General features: G+C 55.8%; 16 protein-coding genes, 4 tRNA genes and 2 rRNA genes (1 of these 22 only partly in view). 1 reads left to right on the top strand and 21 read right to left on the bottom strand.

Features of this window, described 5'->3' with window-relative positions; genetic code table 11:
* Positions 1-37: 37 nt before the first annotated feature.
* The 15 genes from rplL to ACKPCU_RS04215 form a co-directional block, all read right to left on the bottom strand.
* Complete coding sequence (rplL, locus tag ACKPCU_RS04285; RefSeq protein WP_104739870.1) at positions 38-409, bottom strand: 50S ribosomal protein L7/L12; 372 nt, start codon at positions 407-409, stop codon at positions 38-40.
* 72 nt (positions 410-481) lie between these two features.
* Complete coding sequence (gene rplJ / locus ACKPCU_RS04280; protein WP_104739869.1) at positions 482-982, bottom strand: 50S ribosomal protein L10; 501 nt, start codon at positions 980-982, stop codon at positions 482-484.
* Between the two features lie 213 nt (positions 983-1,195).
* Complete coding sequence (gene rplA, locus ACKPCU_RS04275) at positions 1,196-1,891, bottom strand: 50S ribosomal protein L1 (protein ID WP_104739868.1); 696 nt, start codon at positions 1,889-1,891, stop codon at positions 1,196-1,198.
* Complete coding sequence (rplK, locus tag ACKPCU_RS04270; RefSeq protein ID WP_104739867.1) at positions 1,891-2,322, bottom strand: 50S ribosomal protein L11; 432 nt, start codon at positions 2,320-2,322, stop codon at positions 1,891-1,893. The genes rplA and rplK overlap by 1 nt, the downstream gene beginning before the upstream one ends.
* A 118-nt stretch (positions 2,323-2,440) precedes the next feature.
* Entirely contained in the window at positions 2,441-2,974 is a 534-nt protein-coding gene (gene nusG / locus ACKPCU_RS04265) for a transcription termination/antitermination protein NusG (RefSeq protein WP_088278020.1), read from the bottom strand.
* Positions 2,975-2,983: 9 nt separating this feature from the next.
* Positions 2,984-3,352 (bottom strand): preprotein translocase subunit SecE, encoded by a 369-nt coding sequence (gene secE / locus ACKPCU_RS04260; RefSeq protein WP_104739866.1) that lies wholly within the window; start codon positions 3,350-3,352, stop codon positions 2,984-2,986.
* 38 nt (positions 3,353-3,390) lie between these two features.
* Positions 3,391-3,466: transfer RNA gene (locus ACKPCU_RS04255), tRNA-Trp, on the bottom strand.
* Between the two features lie 56 nt (positions 3,467-3,522).
* Positions 3,523-4,716: an elongation factor Tu gene (gene tuf, locus ACKPCU_RS04250; protein WP_321350145.1), complete on the bottom strand. Its 1,194-nt coding sequence runs from the start codon at positions 4,714-4,716 to the stop codon at positions 3,523-3,525.
* Positions 4,717-4,801: 85 nt separating this feature from the next.
* Positions 4,802-4,877: transfer RNA gene (locus ACKPCU_RS04245), tRNA-Thr, on the bottom strand.
* 24 nt (positions 4,878-4,901) lie between these two features.
* Positions 4,902-4,975, bottom strand: a tRNA-Gly gene (locus ACKPCU_RS04240).
* Between the two features lie 24 nt (positions 4,976-4,999).
* A tRNA-Tyr gene (locus ACKPCU_RS04235) sits at positions 5,000-5,084 on the bottom strand.
* Positions 5,085-5,219: 135 nt separating this feature from the next.
* A complete protein-coding gene (locus tag ACKPCU_RS04230; RefSeq protein ID WP_321350143.1) occupies positions 5,220-5,927 on the bottom strand; it encodes an SPOR domain-containing protein in 708 nt (235 codons plus the stop codon).
* The gene (locus ACKPCU_RS04225; RefSeq protein ID WP_104739922.1) at positions 5,927-6,676 is read right to left on the bottom strand and encodes a type III pantothenate kinase; all 750 of its coding nucleotides are present in this window, start codon (positions 6,674-6,676) and stop codon (positions 5,927-5,929) included. The genes ACKPCU_RS04230 and ACKPCU_RS04225 overlap by 1 nt, the downstream gene beginning before the upstream one ends.
* Complete coding sequence (locus tag ACKPCU_RS04220; protein ID WP_321350140.1) at positions 6,666-7,652, bottom strand: biotin--[acetyl-CoA-carboxylase] ligase; 987 nt, start codon at positions 7,650-7,652, stop codon at positions 6,666-6,668. Before ACKPCU_RS04220 ends, ACKPCU_RS04225 begins: the two co-directional genes overlap by 11 nt.
* Before the next feature lie 63 nt (positions 7,653-7,715).
* Positions 7,716-7,916, bottom strand: coding sequence for a DUF1127 domain-containing protein (locus ACKPCU_RS04215; RefSeq protein ID WP_407651809.1), 201 nt, complete (start codon positions 7,914-7,916; stop codon positions 7,716-7,718).
* A 96-nt stretch (positions 7,917-8,012) separates the two neighbouring features.
* Between ACKPCU_RS04215 and ACKPCU_RS04210 the strand changes: the two genes are divergently transcribed.
* The gene (locus tag ACKPCU_RS04210) at positions 8,013-8,870 is read left to right on the top strand and encodes a LysR substrate-binding domain-containing protein (RefSeq protein WP_321350139.1); all 858 of its coding nucleotides are present in this window, start codon (positions 8,013-8,015) and stop codon (positions 8,868-8,870) included.
* Here the strand turns inward: ACKPCU_RS04210 and ACKPCU_RS04205 are convergent.
* From ACKPCU_RS04205 to ACKPCU_RS04180, 6 genes are all read right to left on the bottom strand, one after another.
* A complete protein-coding gene (locus ACKPCU_RS04205) occupies positions 8,867-9,958 on the bottom strand; it encodes a sulfate/molybdate ABC transporter ATP-binding protein (protein WP_104739918.1) in 1,092 nt (363 codons plus the stop codon). The genes ACKPCU_RS04210 and ACKPCU_RS04205 overlap by 4 nt on opposite strands.
* Positions 9,958-10,821, bottom strand: a complete 864-nt coding sequence (gene cysW / locus ACKPCU_RS04200; protein ID WP_321350138.1) for a sulfate ABC transporter permease subunit CysW — start codon at positions 10,819-10,821, stop codon at positions 9,958-9,960. The genes ACKPCU_RS04205 and cysW overlap by 1 nt, the downstream gene beginning before the upstream one ends.
* Positions 10,822-10,830: 9 nt before the next feature.
* Positions 10,831-11,694, bottom strand: coding sequence for a sulfate/thiosulfate ABC transporter permease CysT (cysT, locus tag ACKPCU_RS04195; RefSeq protein WP_104739925.1), 864 nt, complete (start codon positions 11,692-11,694; stop codon positions 10,831-10,833).
* Between the two features lie 9 nt (positions 11,695-11,703).
* On the bottom strand, positions 11,704-12,726 hold the full coding sequence (cysP, locus tag ACKPCU_RS04190; protein WP_321350136.1) for a thiosulfate ABC transporter substrate-binding protein CysP: 1,023 nt from the start codon (positions 12,724-12,726) through the stop codon (positions 11,704-11,706).
* A gap of 241 nt (positions 12,727-12,967) precedes the next feature.
* A 5S ribosomal RNA gene (gene rrf / locus ACKPCU_RS04185) occupies positions 12,968-13,083 on the bottom strand.
* A gap of 137 nt (positions 13,084-13,220) precedes the next feature.
* Positions 13,221-15,476 (bottom strand): 23S ribosomal RNA (locus ACKPCU_RS04180) (it continues 633 nt past the right edge of the window).

Raw genomic sequence — 15,476 nt, 5'->3', positions numbered from 1 at the left:
ATCAGATAGAACCAGATTGTCGACGCAAGGCGCGAGCTTACTTGAGCTCGACCTTGGCGCCTGCTTCTTCCAGAGCTTTCTTGGCAGCTTCGGCTTCTTCCTTGGAAGCAGCTTCCTTGATGGTGCCCGGAGCGCCGTCAACCAGTGCCTTGGCTTCTTTCAGACCCAGGCCGGTCAGTTCACGAACTGCCTTGATGACGTTTACTTTCTTCTCGCCAGCTTCGGTCAGAACAACGTCAAACTCAGTTTGTTCTTCAGCAGCGGCAGCGCCACCAGCAGCCGGACCTGCAGCAACAGCGGCAGCAGCAGATACACCGAACTTCTCTTCCATAGCGGAGATCAGTTCGACAACCTGCATTACGGACATTTCGGATACGGCGTTGATGATATCTTCGTTGGTCAGAGCCATGACTCTAAATTCCTGTATTGGGGACGGCTGAGCCGTCGAAAAAAAGCGTTAAAGAGAAGCTGTAGGCACCTATCAGGCAGCCTCGGCTTCCTTCTGATCGCGGACTGCAGCCAGAGTACGAACGAACTTGCTGGTAGCGCCTTGAATAACGCTCATCAGCTGTGCGATTGCTTCGTCGTAAGTCGGCAGAGAAGCCAGCTTGTCGATTTCACCTGCTGCAAGGAAGTTGCCTTCGAACGCAGCTGCTTTGATCTCGAACTTATCCTGATTCTTCGCGAACTCCTTGAACAGACGAGCAGCAGCGCCCGGATGTTCGTTGGAGAAGGCAATCAGAGTCGGGCCTACGAAAGTCTCGTTCAGGCACTCATAATCAGTGCCTTCGATCGCACGGCGCAGCAGAGTGTTACGTACAACACGTACGTAAACACCAGCTTCGCGTGCTTCCTTGCGCAGACCAGTCATAGCAGCAACGGTCACACCGCGGGCATCAGCCACAACGGCAGACAGCGCACCTTTGGCAGCTTCGTTGACTTCAGCGACGATGGCTTTTTTGTCTTCGAGCTTAATTGCCACGGGTTTTACTCCTGGATTTACCATTGACCACTCTTGCGAGCGGCGTGTTTTGGTGTCTGATCCAGCCTGCACTGAACCGGGAGCACCATCTGCGTAGGTCTAGGGGATCACTCCCGGAATTTAAGGCTCGCGCCACCTACGGTCTTGGACAGCCCCCACAATGCAGGGACCCCAATAAGAAAGGCGCACCGCGCAAGCGGTGCGCCTGATACATCAGATGTTCAGGGAAGCCTGATCGATCTGTACGCCCGGACCCATGGTGGTGCTCAGGGTCACGCGCTTGAGGTAAACACCCTTGGAGGTCGAAGGCTTGGCCTTTTTCAGGTCGGCCAGCAGCGCCTCAACGTTCTCTTTCAGCGCGACGGCGTCAAAGCCGACCTTGCCAACGGAACAATGGATGATGCCGTTCTTGTCGGTACGGTAGCGAACCTGACCAGCCTTGGCATTTTTGACGGCAGTAGCAACGTCGGCAGCAACGGTACCAACCTTCGGGTTCGGCATCAGGCCACGCGGACCGAGAACCTGACCCAACTGGCCGACGACACGCATGGCGTCTGGGGAAGCGATGACAACGTCGTAGTTCAGATCGCCAGCCTTCATTTCGGCCGCCAGATCATCCATACCAACCTTGTCAGCACCCGCTGCAAGCGCAGCTTCAGCATTGGCACCCTGAGTGAACACAGCAACACGGACAGTCTTGCCAGTACCATTAGGCAGCAGAGTAGCGCCACGAACGACCTGGTCAGACTTACGCGGATCAACACCCAGATTGACAGCGACGTCAAAGGATTCAACGAACTTGACGTTGGACACTTCAGCCAGAACAGCTGCTGCTTCTTCAAAGGTGTAAGCCTTGTTGGCCTGTACCTTTTCGGCGATTGCCTTTTGACGCTTGGTCAGCTTAGCCATTACACACCCTCCACGTTAAGGCCCATGCTGCGCGCAGAACCAGCGATGGTGCGCAGTGCAGCTTCCAGATCAGCAGCGGTCAGATCAGCCTCTTTGGCCTTAACGATCTCTTCCAGCTGAGCGCGGGTAACAGTACCCACTTTCTGGCTGTTCGGACGCGGAGAACCGCTCTTCAGGCCAGCGGCCTTCTTCAGCAGAACGGCAGCGGGCGTGCTCTTGGTTTCAAAAGTGAAGCTACGGTCACTGTATACAGTAATAATCACAGGCGTCGGCAGACCCGGCTCAACGCCTTGGGTCTTGGCGTTGAACGCCTTGCAGAATTCCATGATATTTACGCCGTGCTGACCCAGTGCCGGACCTACCGGCGGACTCGGGTTAGCCTGACCGGCTTTGACTTGCAGCTTGATATAAGCCTGAATCTTCTTTGCCATTGTCTTTCTCCGAAGGGTAATAGCGCCTCGCGGCTTCCCGGTTAAAAACAGCCCCTGACATCGACAACAAAGCCCCGCAACACGCCAGGCGCTGCAGGGCTCAGGAAATCAGGAGAGATCAGCCTTTTTCGACCTGACCGAACTCTAGCTCCACTGGTGTGGGGCGGCCAAAAATAAGAACAGCCACCTGAACACGGCTCTTCTCATAGTTAACTTCTTCGACAACTCCATTGAAGTCGGCGAAAGGACCATCAGTAACACGAACAACCTCACCCGGCTCGAACAGAGTCTTGGGTTTCGGCTTGTCAGTGCCATCCGCAACACGACGCAGAATTGCCTCAGCTTCTTTATCGGTAATAGGTGCCGGCTTGTCGGCAGTCCCACCAATAAAACCGAGAACACGCGCAGTATCCTTGACCAAGTGCCAAGTACCTTCATTCATTTCCATTTGAACGAGGACATAGCCCGGAAAGAACTTACGCTCACTCTTGCGCTTCTGACCGTTGCGCATCTCCACCACTTCTTCGGTGGGGACCAGAATCTCGCCGAATTGGTCTTCCATTCCGGCCAGCTTGACGCGCTCTTGCAGAGAGCGCATTACATGCTTTTCGAAGCCCGAATAGGCATGCACTACGTACCAACGCTTAGACACGGAGCACCCTTAACCAATGAACTGAGAGACGATCCAACCCAGCAAGCTGTCCAGCCCCCAGAGAATCAGGGCCATAACCAGAACCACCGCAACCACAATCATGGTTGTCTGCGTAGTTTCCTGCCGAGTAGGCCAAACGACCTTGCGTATTTCGATACGCGCTTCTTTCAGCAGCGACCAGAACGCTTTGCCCTTACTTGTCTGCAGAGCAACAAAGCCCGCAACCAGACCAAGAACAACGAGCGCGATCGCGCGATACAAAACAGGCTCGGCAGAGAAATAGGAATCCCCGAAAACGCCGACGGAGACAATTAAAGCCACAACAACCCACTTGATCACGTCGAAGCGGTTATCGTTAAGCTCTGCCTTAGCACTCATGAATCATCAAGTCCTGTTTTGGAAGCCAGATTAAAATCTGGCAGGCCAGGAGGGAATCGAACCCCCAACCTGCGGTTTTGGAGACCGCCGCTCTGCCAATTGAGCTACTGGCCTGTAATCGCAGTCGAGCCGGCAATACTACCGGCCCGACAGTTCAAGATCAATCGATATTATTCGATGATCTTGGCTACTACACCGGCACCAACGGTACGACCGCCTTCACGGATCGCAAAGCGCAGACCGTCTTCCATCGCAATCGGCGCGATCAGAGTGACGTCCAGCTTGACGTTGTCGCCAGGCATTACCATTTCAACACCTTCCGGCAGCTCGCAAGAACCAGTCACGTCAGTAGTACGGAAGTAGAACTGCGGACGATAGCCCTTGAAGAACGGAGTGTGACGACCACCTTCATCTTTACCCAGCACGTACACTTCAGCTTCGAAGCGAGTGTGCGGAGTGATGGTGCCCGGCTTGGCCAGAACCTGACCACGCTCAACGTCTTCACGCTTGGTACCACGCAGCAGAACACCAACGTTCTCACCAGCACGACCTTCGTCCAGCAACTTGCGGAACATCTCAACGCCAGTACAGGTGGTCTTGGTGGTTGCCTTGATACCAACGATCTCGACTTCCTCACCAACCTTGATGATGCCACGCTCAACACGACCGGTTACTACAGTACCGCGACCGGAAATGGAGAATACGTCTTCGATCGGCATCAGGAACGGCTTGTCGATCGCACGCTCCGGCTCAGGAATGTAGGCATCCAGAGTCTCAACCAGCTTGCGAACGGCAGTAGTACCGATCTCGTTGTCGTCTTTGCCTTCCAGCGCCATCAGAGCAGAACCGATGATGATCGGAGTGTCGTCGCCCGGGAAGTCGTAGGTGCTCAGCAGGTCGCGAACTTCCATCTCGACCAGCTCCAGCAGCTCTTCATCGTCAACCATGTCGGCCTTGTTCAGGAACACGACAATGTAGGGAACGCCTACCTGACGGGACAGCAGGATGTGCTCGCGAGTTTGCGGCATCGGGCCATCAGCAGCGGAACATACCAGGATCGCACCATCCATCTGGGCAGCACCGGTGATCATGTTCTTCACATAGTCAGCGTGACCAGGGCAGTCAACGTGCGCGTAGTGACGAGTCGGAGAATCGTACTCTACGTGCGAGGTGTTGATGGTGATACCGCGAGCCTTTTCTTCCGGCGCATTGTCGATCTGATCGAAAGCGCGGGCAGAACCGCCATACACTTCTGCACACACGCGGGTCAGCGCAGCAGTCAGAGTGGTTTTACCATGGTCAACGTGACCGATGGTGCCTACGTTCAGGTGCGGTTTGCTACGTTCGAACTTCTCTTTAGCCATCGAGAGATCCCCTATTCGTGAGAGCAATGCGCGTGTCACGCGACCATTAAATAAAAGGCAGATATTCGCATATCTGCCTTGATATTGGAGCTCATGAGCGGATTTGAACCGCTGACCTCACCCTTACCAAGGGTGTGCTCTACCAACTGAGCTACATGAGCTTACAAACCATTACATCGTCAGACTGGAGCGGGTAGCGGGAATCGAACCCGCACCATCAGCTTGGAAGGCTGAGGTTCTACCATTGAACTATACCCGCCAAGTAGCCTGACTACGCGAAATCTGGTGGAGGGGGAAGGATTCGAACCTTCGAAGGCTAAGCCGTCAGATTTACAGTCTGATCCCTTTGACCGCTCGGGAACCCCTCCGTAAAAGAGGCGCCATTTTCATCACTTGGCGACCCTCTGTCAACACTTTTTATCAGCAAAAACACTTACTTGAAGATTCTTTTTTGCGGATAGACCAAAAGCCAAAGGCTGTCAGGCCGTGAAGCGGGCGCAATTCTATGGGATGTTGCCCGCGTTGGCAACCGCTGAGCACGCCTGATATTGATGCTGCATATCAGGGAAGTCTTCGCGCAGGCGCAGCAATAGTGCCTGCCCAACCAGCCTGCGTGCCGACGGCGGGACTTCAACGCTAAATTGGCTGCGCAACTTCTCAACCGGCTTGATCTCGACATCGTGGCCATCCGCCTGCAGCTGAGCCTGACGCGCAGCAGCGTAGTCTTCACGACTAAACACTCCGAGGGAGATATTACCGGCGAGCGGCCCTTTAGTTATGACGAAGCTGTCTATGCCCTGCTCCTGCAGCAGCGACAGCTTGGCCAGCGCCCCAGCCGTTCCGCCCGCCACCGGCATCACCAACCAATAGTCACTACTACTGACCAGTTCGTCTTCTATTAAGGAGGCACTGACATCCAGGGCCAGCAGCCGCTGGCGCAACTGCTCCGCCTCGCTACGATCGGCAAACACGCCAAGGCGAATACACAGTGCCGCTGGCGCATCGCCAGGCGCATCAGCACTCGACTCCCGCTCGCCTTCCGTTGATGGCGATGATGAAGCGCCTTCCGACACCTGTGACACCGGTTCCAACTGGGCCGCCTGCGCAGGCATAGCCTCCAGCTCTCGGTCTGGCGCAACCCCTCCAGACTGCAACTGCCAGAGCGCATACAGAATGTTAAGCAGCAGCAGAAAGAGGAATAGCGAGCGCATCAATCGATCTCCATTGGACACGCCAAGGCAAGACCATCAAACACCAGATCATTGATGATATGGCAACTTTGCGGCAGGGCCTCTGCCATTCGCTCAGCATCTCCGCCGGTGAGGATGACGACCATTTCCTCGCCCAATGTCTGTCGCGCAACACGAAGCTGCTCCCGGACGAAACCGACGAGCATCAGATCGCAACCGAACTCCACCGCCTCAGCGGTACTTGCACCCGGCTGCGGCAGCGCCAGATCACCGCGTAACGACTGGTCATAGCGAATCAGGCGAGTGTGTCGCTTAAGACTGCCGCGTAGTAGCTTGCTACCCGGCGCGATATACCCACCCAGGTGCTGACCGGACGCATTGATGAAGTCGACGGTGACGGCAGTCCCCAGATCGATCACGACACAGGCTCGACGACAAAGGTTATAGCCGGCAACAAGTGCCAACCAGCGATCCATGCCCAGCCGGGTAAAGTCTTCATAGCCATTACGCACTCCAGCCAGCTCCTTGGCGCTTCGCGCAAGCACCGGATGGAGCTTCAACCAACTGGTAAGCTGATCCATAACCACCTGGTTTTCTTCGGCGGAACGCACGCTGACCAATCTGCATCCATGAATCTCTCGCTCCTGACCACCAAGCAATCGCTGTAGCTCGACCAAGTCCGGCGCCATATCACGATCACGCACCCGGCCCTGCCGATCCAGCAGGCGCCACTTGATCAGGGTATTGCCGCAGTCCAACTCAAGAAGCATGATTCAACCTCAGACTCACTTCACCACCACTGATTTCAACGTCACCGCTTTCGGTACGTAGCAATAGCGCGCCGCGTGCATTGACCCCGCCATCAATCCCAAGCAACTCGTTACTACCTGAAATAACTTTTACCGCCTTTCCTGCCCAGGCGTTGCGAGCCATCCACTGCTGCCGAAATGGCGCAAACCCCTGCTCATGAAACAACTGCAGTGACGGTGCCAGGCGCTTGAGAAAAGCGGCGATCAGCTCGTTCCGATCAAGCGTTGCGCGCTGCCCCGAGCGATACAGCGAGACCCATGACTGATCGATGGTGGCGGCAGCATCAAGCAATACATTGACACCAACGCCAATCACCACCACCGCCTCCCCTGTCAGGTCGCCGGAAATTTCGAGCAGAATGCCCGCCAGCTTTGCCCCATCCAGCAGGACATCGTTGGGCCACTTGAGCTGGCAGCCTCGGTAGCCAGCATCTTCGAGCGCCTGCACCAGACACAAGCCTACCAACAAGCTAAGCCCCTCCAGTCCCGGCCCGCCAACCGAGACCGGCTCCGCCAAAGAGAGGTAAATGTTCTGCGCGAACGGACTGGCCCATTGCCGTCCACGGCGGCCACGCCCGGCCACCTGCTGCTCAGCCAAGACAATCAACGGGCGTGCCTGACCCGGAGCCTGCACACGCTGAGCCTGCACACGCTGAGCCTGCGCGTTAGTCGAGTCGACCTGCTGATAAACCAGCCATTGCCAGCGACTGGCAAGCTCCTCCGGCAGCCGCGACCGGATCAGTTCGGCATCCAGCAGTCCGGCACCGGGCGGCAACCTGTAGCCCTTGCCGCGCACCCGCTGCAACGGATAGCCGTCGTCCTCAAGCCGCTTCAGCGACTTCCAAACCGCCGCCCGGCTGACGCCCAAGGCCTCACCTAGCGCCTCCCCGGAATGGAAGCGCCCGTCGGCTAGCAATGCAAGTATCTCGCTGAGCATGGTTGGCTGCACCTGTGGCAATGGACGGCACATGATACCGTCGGCAGCCGACCCCCGCTATCCTCAAGGCCTGCGCGACCAGAACGAACGCCGCAACTCCTCGTGCGCATCCGCCCGACTGATGCCGACATCCTTAAGCTCAGCCCCCGTCATAGCTGCCAGCAAGCTGCGCTCATATCGCCAGCGCCGCCAACGGCCAACCAGACGCCAAGCCCTTCCAGCCAACCGACCAACCCGGCTGTTTGCAACAGAATAAGTAAACATCGACACACCTCCAGCTCGCACTGGAGAAATTGTCATCAACGCAATAACATCAATCCAACAAATGATTTTTATGCAAAACATGCAGGAGGCTGATAGTTGGCCAGTTACCCGACCATCGATAGCGAACTACTTCGCACCTTCGTTGCTATCGCCGACCAAGGCGGCTACACCCGAGCGGCCGAGCAGGTCAACCGCACCCAGTCGGCAGTGAGCATGCAGATGAAGCGGCTGGAAGAGGATGTGGTACAACGCAGCCTGTTTCAGCGCAATGGTCGCCAGATGCTGCTTACCGCCGAAGGCGAGCTGCTGCTCGGCTACGCCCGCCGCATACTGAGACTACAAGGCGAGGCGCTCAACAGCCTTCGCGCGCCCCATATGGTCGGCCTTGTGCGCATCGGCACTCCCGATGATTACGTCACCCGTTTTCTACCTGGCGTACTCGCCCGCTTTGCCCAGGCTTTCCCTCTGGTACAGGTGGAGATGCACTGCGAGCCGTCATTTCAGCTACTTCAGCGCCAGGATCTCGACCTGACCATTGTGACCCGGGAGCCGGGAAAGGAAATCGGCCAACTGTTGCGCCAGGAGGAAGTGGTATGGGCTCAAGCGGAAAACGCCATGCTGCACGAGTGCGCCACACTACCCTTGGCGATGTTCAATGCCGACTGTTTCTGCCGCAACTGGGCCTGCAATGCACTCGACACCATGAGCCGTGATTACCGGGTCGCCTACAGCAGCCCAAGCCTCTCGGCCATTTTCGCCGTAGTCGGCGCAGGCTTGGCGGTCACCGCTCAGTTGCGTAGCCTTATCCCCACTGAAATGCGCATCATCGGAAAGGAAGAAGGACTTCCGGACATGCCCATGGCAAGCATCGTCCTGCTGCGCAACCCTCGCAGCAAGTCACCCGTTACCGAGTGCCTTGCTGAGCATATCGCCGACGGCTTCCGCCAGCACTAGCCCCAGTAGAAGGTACTGGGGCTGGTGACATCCGGGCGGAACAAGTGGCCGACGTCCGGTACCGCGAAGCAACGATCACCTCGCTGTGGCTGCCATCCATTGTATTCCGCATGAGTGATGCCGACCTCCCAAAGCTGAGGGGCATCCCAGCCGCAGGGACGCAATTCAAGGCGAACTTCAGCGCCCACCAGACTGATCGATTCAACCTGCAGCGGTAAATTCGCGTGCTCAACCGGATGCAGCTGCAGACGCACCTCGTGGGGCCGCAGATACAGCTGCGCCGCGCCACCAACAACCGCCTCGGGCAGATCAACCCAGGCCTGTCCCTGACTGAGACGCTGACCGGCCAGATCACCAGCGATGACATTCACGTGACCAAGAAAGTCAAACACGAACTGGCTTTCAGGTCGGGCATACAACGCCTGAGGCTGATCGACCTGCTCAATCTGCCCTGCACTCATGACGACGACCCGGTCAGACAACTCCAGCGCCTCTTCCTGATCATGGGTGACGAACACACTGGTGAAATTCAGCTCATCATGCAGATTCCGCAGCCACCGACGCAGATCCTTGCGTACCTTCGCATCCAAAGCACCGAAGGGTTCGTCCAGCAACAATATCTGTGGCTGCATGGCGAGGGCCCGGGCGAGAGCGATTCGTTGTTTTTGCCCACCCGACAGCTGAGCAGGATAACGCTCGGCCAGATGGGACAGCTGCACCATCTCCAGTAGCTCACCAACCCGCTTGCGGATTTCCGGCGCAGAAGGACGCTGACGACGCGGCAACACCTCCAGCCCGAAGGCAACATTCTGAGCAACCGTCATGTGGCGGAACAGCGCATAGTGCTGAAAGACGAACCCGACTTTGCGCTCGCGCACATGCAGACCAGTAACATCATCGCCGTGAAACAGGATACGACCCGCGTTGGCGCTTTCGAGCCCGGCGATAATCCGCAGTAACGTCGTCTTGCCTGAGCCGGACGGCCCCAACAAACCGACCAGTTCGCCGTCTGGAATATCCAGGGAGATGTCGCGTAGCGCACTAAATGCGCCAAAGGATTTATCGATGTTTTCTAGAGTAATACTCATCAGTGTGAATCCACCTGTACCGCCGGCGTCGCCTGCAGGCGAGCCTGACGCCATTCGATCATGCTTTTGACCAACAGCGTCAGCAGCGCTATGCCGGCCAGCAGCGAAGCGCTGGTGAATGCCCCCACTGCGTTGTAGTCTTGATACAGAAGCTCAACATGCAAAGGTAGCGTGTTGGTTTCGCCGCGGATGTTGCCGGAGACGACCGACACCGCGCCAAATTCACCAACTGCACGGGCATTGGTCAATACAACGCCGTATATCAGCGCCCACTGGATGTTTGGCAAGCTAACCCGCCGGAACAGTTGCCAGCCGCTAGCCCCCAACACAACACCCGCTTCTTCCTCCTCGCGCCCCTGTTGCTGCATCAAAGGGATCAGCTCACGCGCGACAAACGGGCATGTCACGAATACAGTGACCATGACAATCCCCGGCCAGGCAAACATCAACTGGATGTCGTAATCCATCAGCCAACCACCGAGCCAGCCGTTGCTGCCATAAAGCAACAGATAGAGCAGACCAGCGACAACCGGCGACACCGCAAAAGGAATGTCAATCAGAGTAATAAGAGCTTTGCGCCCGGGAAACTCGAAACGGGTAACCAGCCACGCCAGGAAGATGCCGAACACCAGATTGATCGGTACCGTCAGCGCGGCGACAAGCAACGTCAGACCAATCGCGCTCAGCGTGTACTCATCCACCAAATTGGCCCAGTAGGTTTCAACGCCGGCGGAAAACGCCTGCACAAAAATAATGGCCAGCGGCACAACCAGCACCAGGCTGACAATCATTAGCGCCAGACTAATCAGTAGCCACTTCACCCACGCCTGGTCTGCGATGCGCAGCCGCGCCTGCTTATGCATATCGACGCCTCACCGACCGTGCAGCCGACGCAGATAGCGCGCCTGCCAGATATTGATGGAAAACAGCAGCACCAATGATGCAATCAACACAACGGAGGCAATCGCACTGGCCGCAGCGTAATCGAACTCCTGCAAGCGGATGAAGATCATCAGACTGGTAATCTCGCTGACGTAGGGCATATTCCCTGCCATGAAAATCACCGCACCAAACTCACCCAAACTACGGGTAAATGACAGTGCAGCGCCGGTCATTAGCGCCGGCCACAGGGCAGGGAAAACAACACGGCGAAACACCGTGAGATCGGAAGCGCCCATGGTCACGGCAGCCTCTTCGTCTTCCGGCGCCAAATCCTCAAGCACCGGCTGAACGGTTCGAACCACAAACGGCAAACTGGTAAAGGCCATTGCAACAATGATCCCCAGTGGCGTAAACGCGACCTTGATGCCCAGCACGGCCAGCAACTGACCGTACCAGCCATTCTCGGCAAACAGCGCTGCGAGGGTAATACCGGCAACAGCGGTGGGGAGAGCAAACGGCAAGTCAATCAACGCATCGATGATGCGCTTGCCCGGAAACTCGTAGCGCACCAGCACCCACGCCAGCAACAGCCCAACAAAGCCGTTGAACAGCGAAGCAAAGAAGGCGGCCCAAAGCGTTACTTTGTAGGAAGCCACCACACGCTCATCTGTGATGACAGCCCAGTACTGTGACCAGGACATGTCCGCTGTTTGTACAATCAGGCCCGTTACCGGCAACAACAACACCAGACTGACGAACAGCAGAGAGATACCCATACTGAGCGCAAACCCAGGCAGCACGCGCTTACCAGGGCTTGCATTGAACAGCGACCAACCACCAGAACGTGGACTCATATTGCTCATTTAGCGGCGCTGCAACTGATCCAGCTTGCCGCCACTGGCAAAGTGAACAGTCATAGCGGTTTCCCAGTCGCCTGTGATCTGCTCAATCGGCAGCAGCTCCAACTCAGGGAAACGATCAGCAAACTCAGCCTTTACTGCCTCATCGTGGACACGGTAATTGAAGCCGGCGATCAGGCGTTGAGCGTCTTCGCTGTAAAGGTATTCCAGATACGCCCTGGCGACATCAGCAGTGCCGTTGCGCTCGACATTGCGATCAATCCAGGTAACCGGAAACTCGGCAAGGAAGCTGACTTTCGGCACCACAACCTGATATTCGCCCGGCGGATACTGAGCAGCAATGTTGTTGACCTCGGACTCGAATGTGAGCAGCACATCACCGATTCCGCGCTCTATAAAGGTAGTGGTCGCTCCGCGTCCGCCGGTATCAAATACCGCGACGTTGCCGAGGAAATGACGGAGAAAGTCATCAATAGCGGCCTGGTCTTCACCGTAGGTCTTCTGCGCGTATCCCAACGCAGCAAGATAAGTGTAGCGACCATTGCCCGACGTCTTAGGGTTAGGCAGGACAGAACTCACGTCATCGCGTACCAGATCATCCCAGTTCTGAATGTTCTTGGGATTCCCCTTTCGGACCAGGAAAGCCATCGTAGAGTAATACGGCGAAGAGGCGTTCGGCAGGCGATCACGCCAGTCAGCAGGAATAAGGTTGCCGCGCTGATGGAGAATATCCACATCAGTAACCTGATTGTAAGTCACGACGTCCGCACGCAAGCCCTGAATAATAGCCTGCGCCTGTTTCGACGAGCCACCGTGAGACTGCTTGATCTCGACAGTCTTGCCACTCTCTTCCTGCCAGTGTTTGGCAAAAAGCTCGTTATACGATGCAAACAGCTCACGGGCGATATCGTACGAAGAGTTGAGAATTTCCTGATCCGCAGCCTGTGCATTTCCCATTCCGAGACTGCCGGAAATAGCGAAGGCAACGGCCAACCGTCTGATCAACTTGCTGGGAGACTGGAACATCGAATCCTCCGAACGCGCCAAGCGCCTGACTGAATAGGGCGACCAGATTACAGGGCAGGAAAACTTAGAACAACAAGCGGTTTAGACGGATTTGCTTATTCCTTCTAACGCTAAGACATAAGCCTTACCGCAACCCAGGTACGCTATCCGACGCACCGCACGACCGGCCAAGGCGGGCCATTTTCCGCCCGCGCAAAGAAAAACACCCCGACCATATCTGATCGGGGTGTTCGGTATAGGCGCTTGACGATGACCTACTCTCACATGGGGAAGCCCCACACTACCATCGGCGATGCATCGTTTCACTTCTGAGTTCGGGATGGGATCAGGTGGTTCCAATGCTCTATAGTCGTCAAGCAATTTGTTGCTGCCCGCTAGGCGTGCAGCTTAAAAAGCTTGGATCTGTGACAGAAGCTAAGGTATTTGCAATCTCGCAAGTTCGCGAAGTTGTTTAAATCTGTTGGCTCGATAACACCAGATTGCTTGGGTGTTATATGGTCAAGCCACACGGGCAATTAGTATTGGTTAGCTCAACGCCTCACAGCGCTTACACACCCAACCTATCAACGTCGTAGTCTTCGACGGCCCTTTAGGGGAGTCAAGCTCCCGGTGAGATCTCATCTTGAGGCAAGTTTCCCGCTTAGATGCTTTCAGCGGTTATCTTTTCCGAACGTAGCTACCCGGCAATGCGTCTGGCGACACAACCGGAACACCAGAGGTTCGTCCAACCCGGTCCTCTCGTACTAAGGTCAGCCCCTCTCAAATCTCAAACGTCCACGGCAGATAGGGACCGAACTGTCTCACGACGTTCTAAACCCAGCTCGCGTACCACTTTAAATGGCGAACAGCCATACCCTTGGGACCGGCTTCAGCCCCAGGATGTGATGAGCCGACATCGAGGTGCCAAACACCGCCGTCGATATGAACTCTTGGGCGGTATCAGCCTGTTATCCCCGGAGTACCTTTTATCCGTTGAGCGATGGCCCTTCCATACAGAACCACCGGATCACTAAGACCTACTTTCGTACCTGCTCGACGTGTTGGTCTCGCAGTCAAGCGCGCTTTTGCCTTTATACTCTACGCACGATTTCCGACCGTGCTGAGCGCACCTTCGTACTCCTCCGTTACTCTTTGGGAGGAGACCGCCCCAGTCAAACTACCCACCATACACTGTCCTCGATCCGGATAACGGACCAGAGTTAGAACCTCAAAGTTGCCAGGGTGGTATTTCAAGGTTGGCTCCACGCAGACTAGCGTCCACGCTTCAAAGCCTCCCACCTATCCTACACAAACAAATTCAAAGTCCAGTGCAAAGCTATAGTAAAGGTTCACGGGGTCTTTCCGTCTAGCCGCGGATACACTGCATCTTCACAGCGATTTCAATTTCACTGAGTCTCGGGTGGAGACAGCGCCGCCATCATTACGCCATTCGTGCAGGTCGGAACTTACCCGACAAGGAATTTCGCTACCTTAGGACCGTTATAGTTACGGCCGCCGTTTACCGGGGCTTCGATCAAGAGCTTCGCCGAAGCTAACCCCATCAATTAACCTTCCGGCACCGGGCAGGCGTCACACCCTATACGTCCACTTTCGTGTTTGCAGAGTGCTATGTTTTTAATAAACAGTTGCAGCGGCCTGGTATCTTCGACCGACGTGGGCTTATGCAGTAAATGCTTCACCCTCATCGGCGCACCTTCTCCCGAAGTTACGGTGCCATTTTGCCTAGTTCCTTCACCCGAGTTCTCTCAAGCGCCTTGGTATTCTCTACCTGACCACCTGTGTCGGTTTGGGGTACGATTTCTAGTTACCTGAAGCTTAGAAGCTTTTCCTGGAAGCATGGCATCAACCACTTCGCGTTCTAAAGAACACTCGTCATCAGCTCTCGGCCTTAGTGACCCGGATTTACCTAAGTCACCAGCCTACAACCTTAAACACGGACAACCAACGCCGTGCTGGCCTAGCCTTCTCCGTCCCTCCATCGCAGTAACTAGAAGTACGGGAATATTAACCCGTTTCCCATCGACTACGCCTTTCGGCCTCGCCTTAGGGGTCGACTCACCCTGCGTCGATTAACGTTGCGCAGGAACCCTTGGTCTTCCGGCGAGGGAGTTTTTCACTCCCTTTGTCGTTACTCATGTCAGCATTCGCACTTCTGATACCTCCAGCCAACTTCTCAATTGACCTTCACAGGCTTACAGAACGCTCCTCTACCGCTCATCTTACGATGAACCCGTAGCTTCGGTGTATGGTTTGAGCCCCGTTACATCTTCCGCGCAGGCCGACTCGACTAGTGAGCTATTACGCTTTCTTTAAAGGATGGCTGCTTCTAAGCCAACCTCCTAGCTGTCTAAGCCTTCCCACATCGTTTCCCACTTAACCATAACTTTGGGACCTTAGCTGACGGTCTGGGTTGTTTCCCTTTTCACGACGGACGTTAGCACCCGCCGTGTGTCTCCCGTGCTGACACTCACTGGTATTCGGAGTTTGCATCGGTTTGGTAAGTCGGGATGACCCCCTAGCCGAAACAGTGCTCTACCCCCAGTGGTGATACACGAGGCGCTACCTAAATAGCTTTCGAGGAGAACCAGCTATCTCCGAGCTTGATTAGCCTTTCACTCCTATCCACAAGTCATCCGCTAACTTTTCAACGGTAGTCGGTTCGGTCCTCCAGTGCCTGTTACGGCACCTTCAACCTGCCCATGGATAGATCGCCCGGTTTCGGGTCTATACCCAGCGACTAAACGCCCTAT

Source organism: Halopseudomonas oceani (assembly GCF_963677335.1).
Lineage (GTDB): Bacteria > Pseudomonadota > Gammaproteobacteria > Pseudomonadales > Pseudomonadaceae > Halopseudomonas > Halopseudomonas oceani.
The sequence above is the reverse complement of the archived record's forward strand: the minus strand, read 5'-3'. Positions and strand labels throughout refer to the sequence as shown.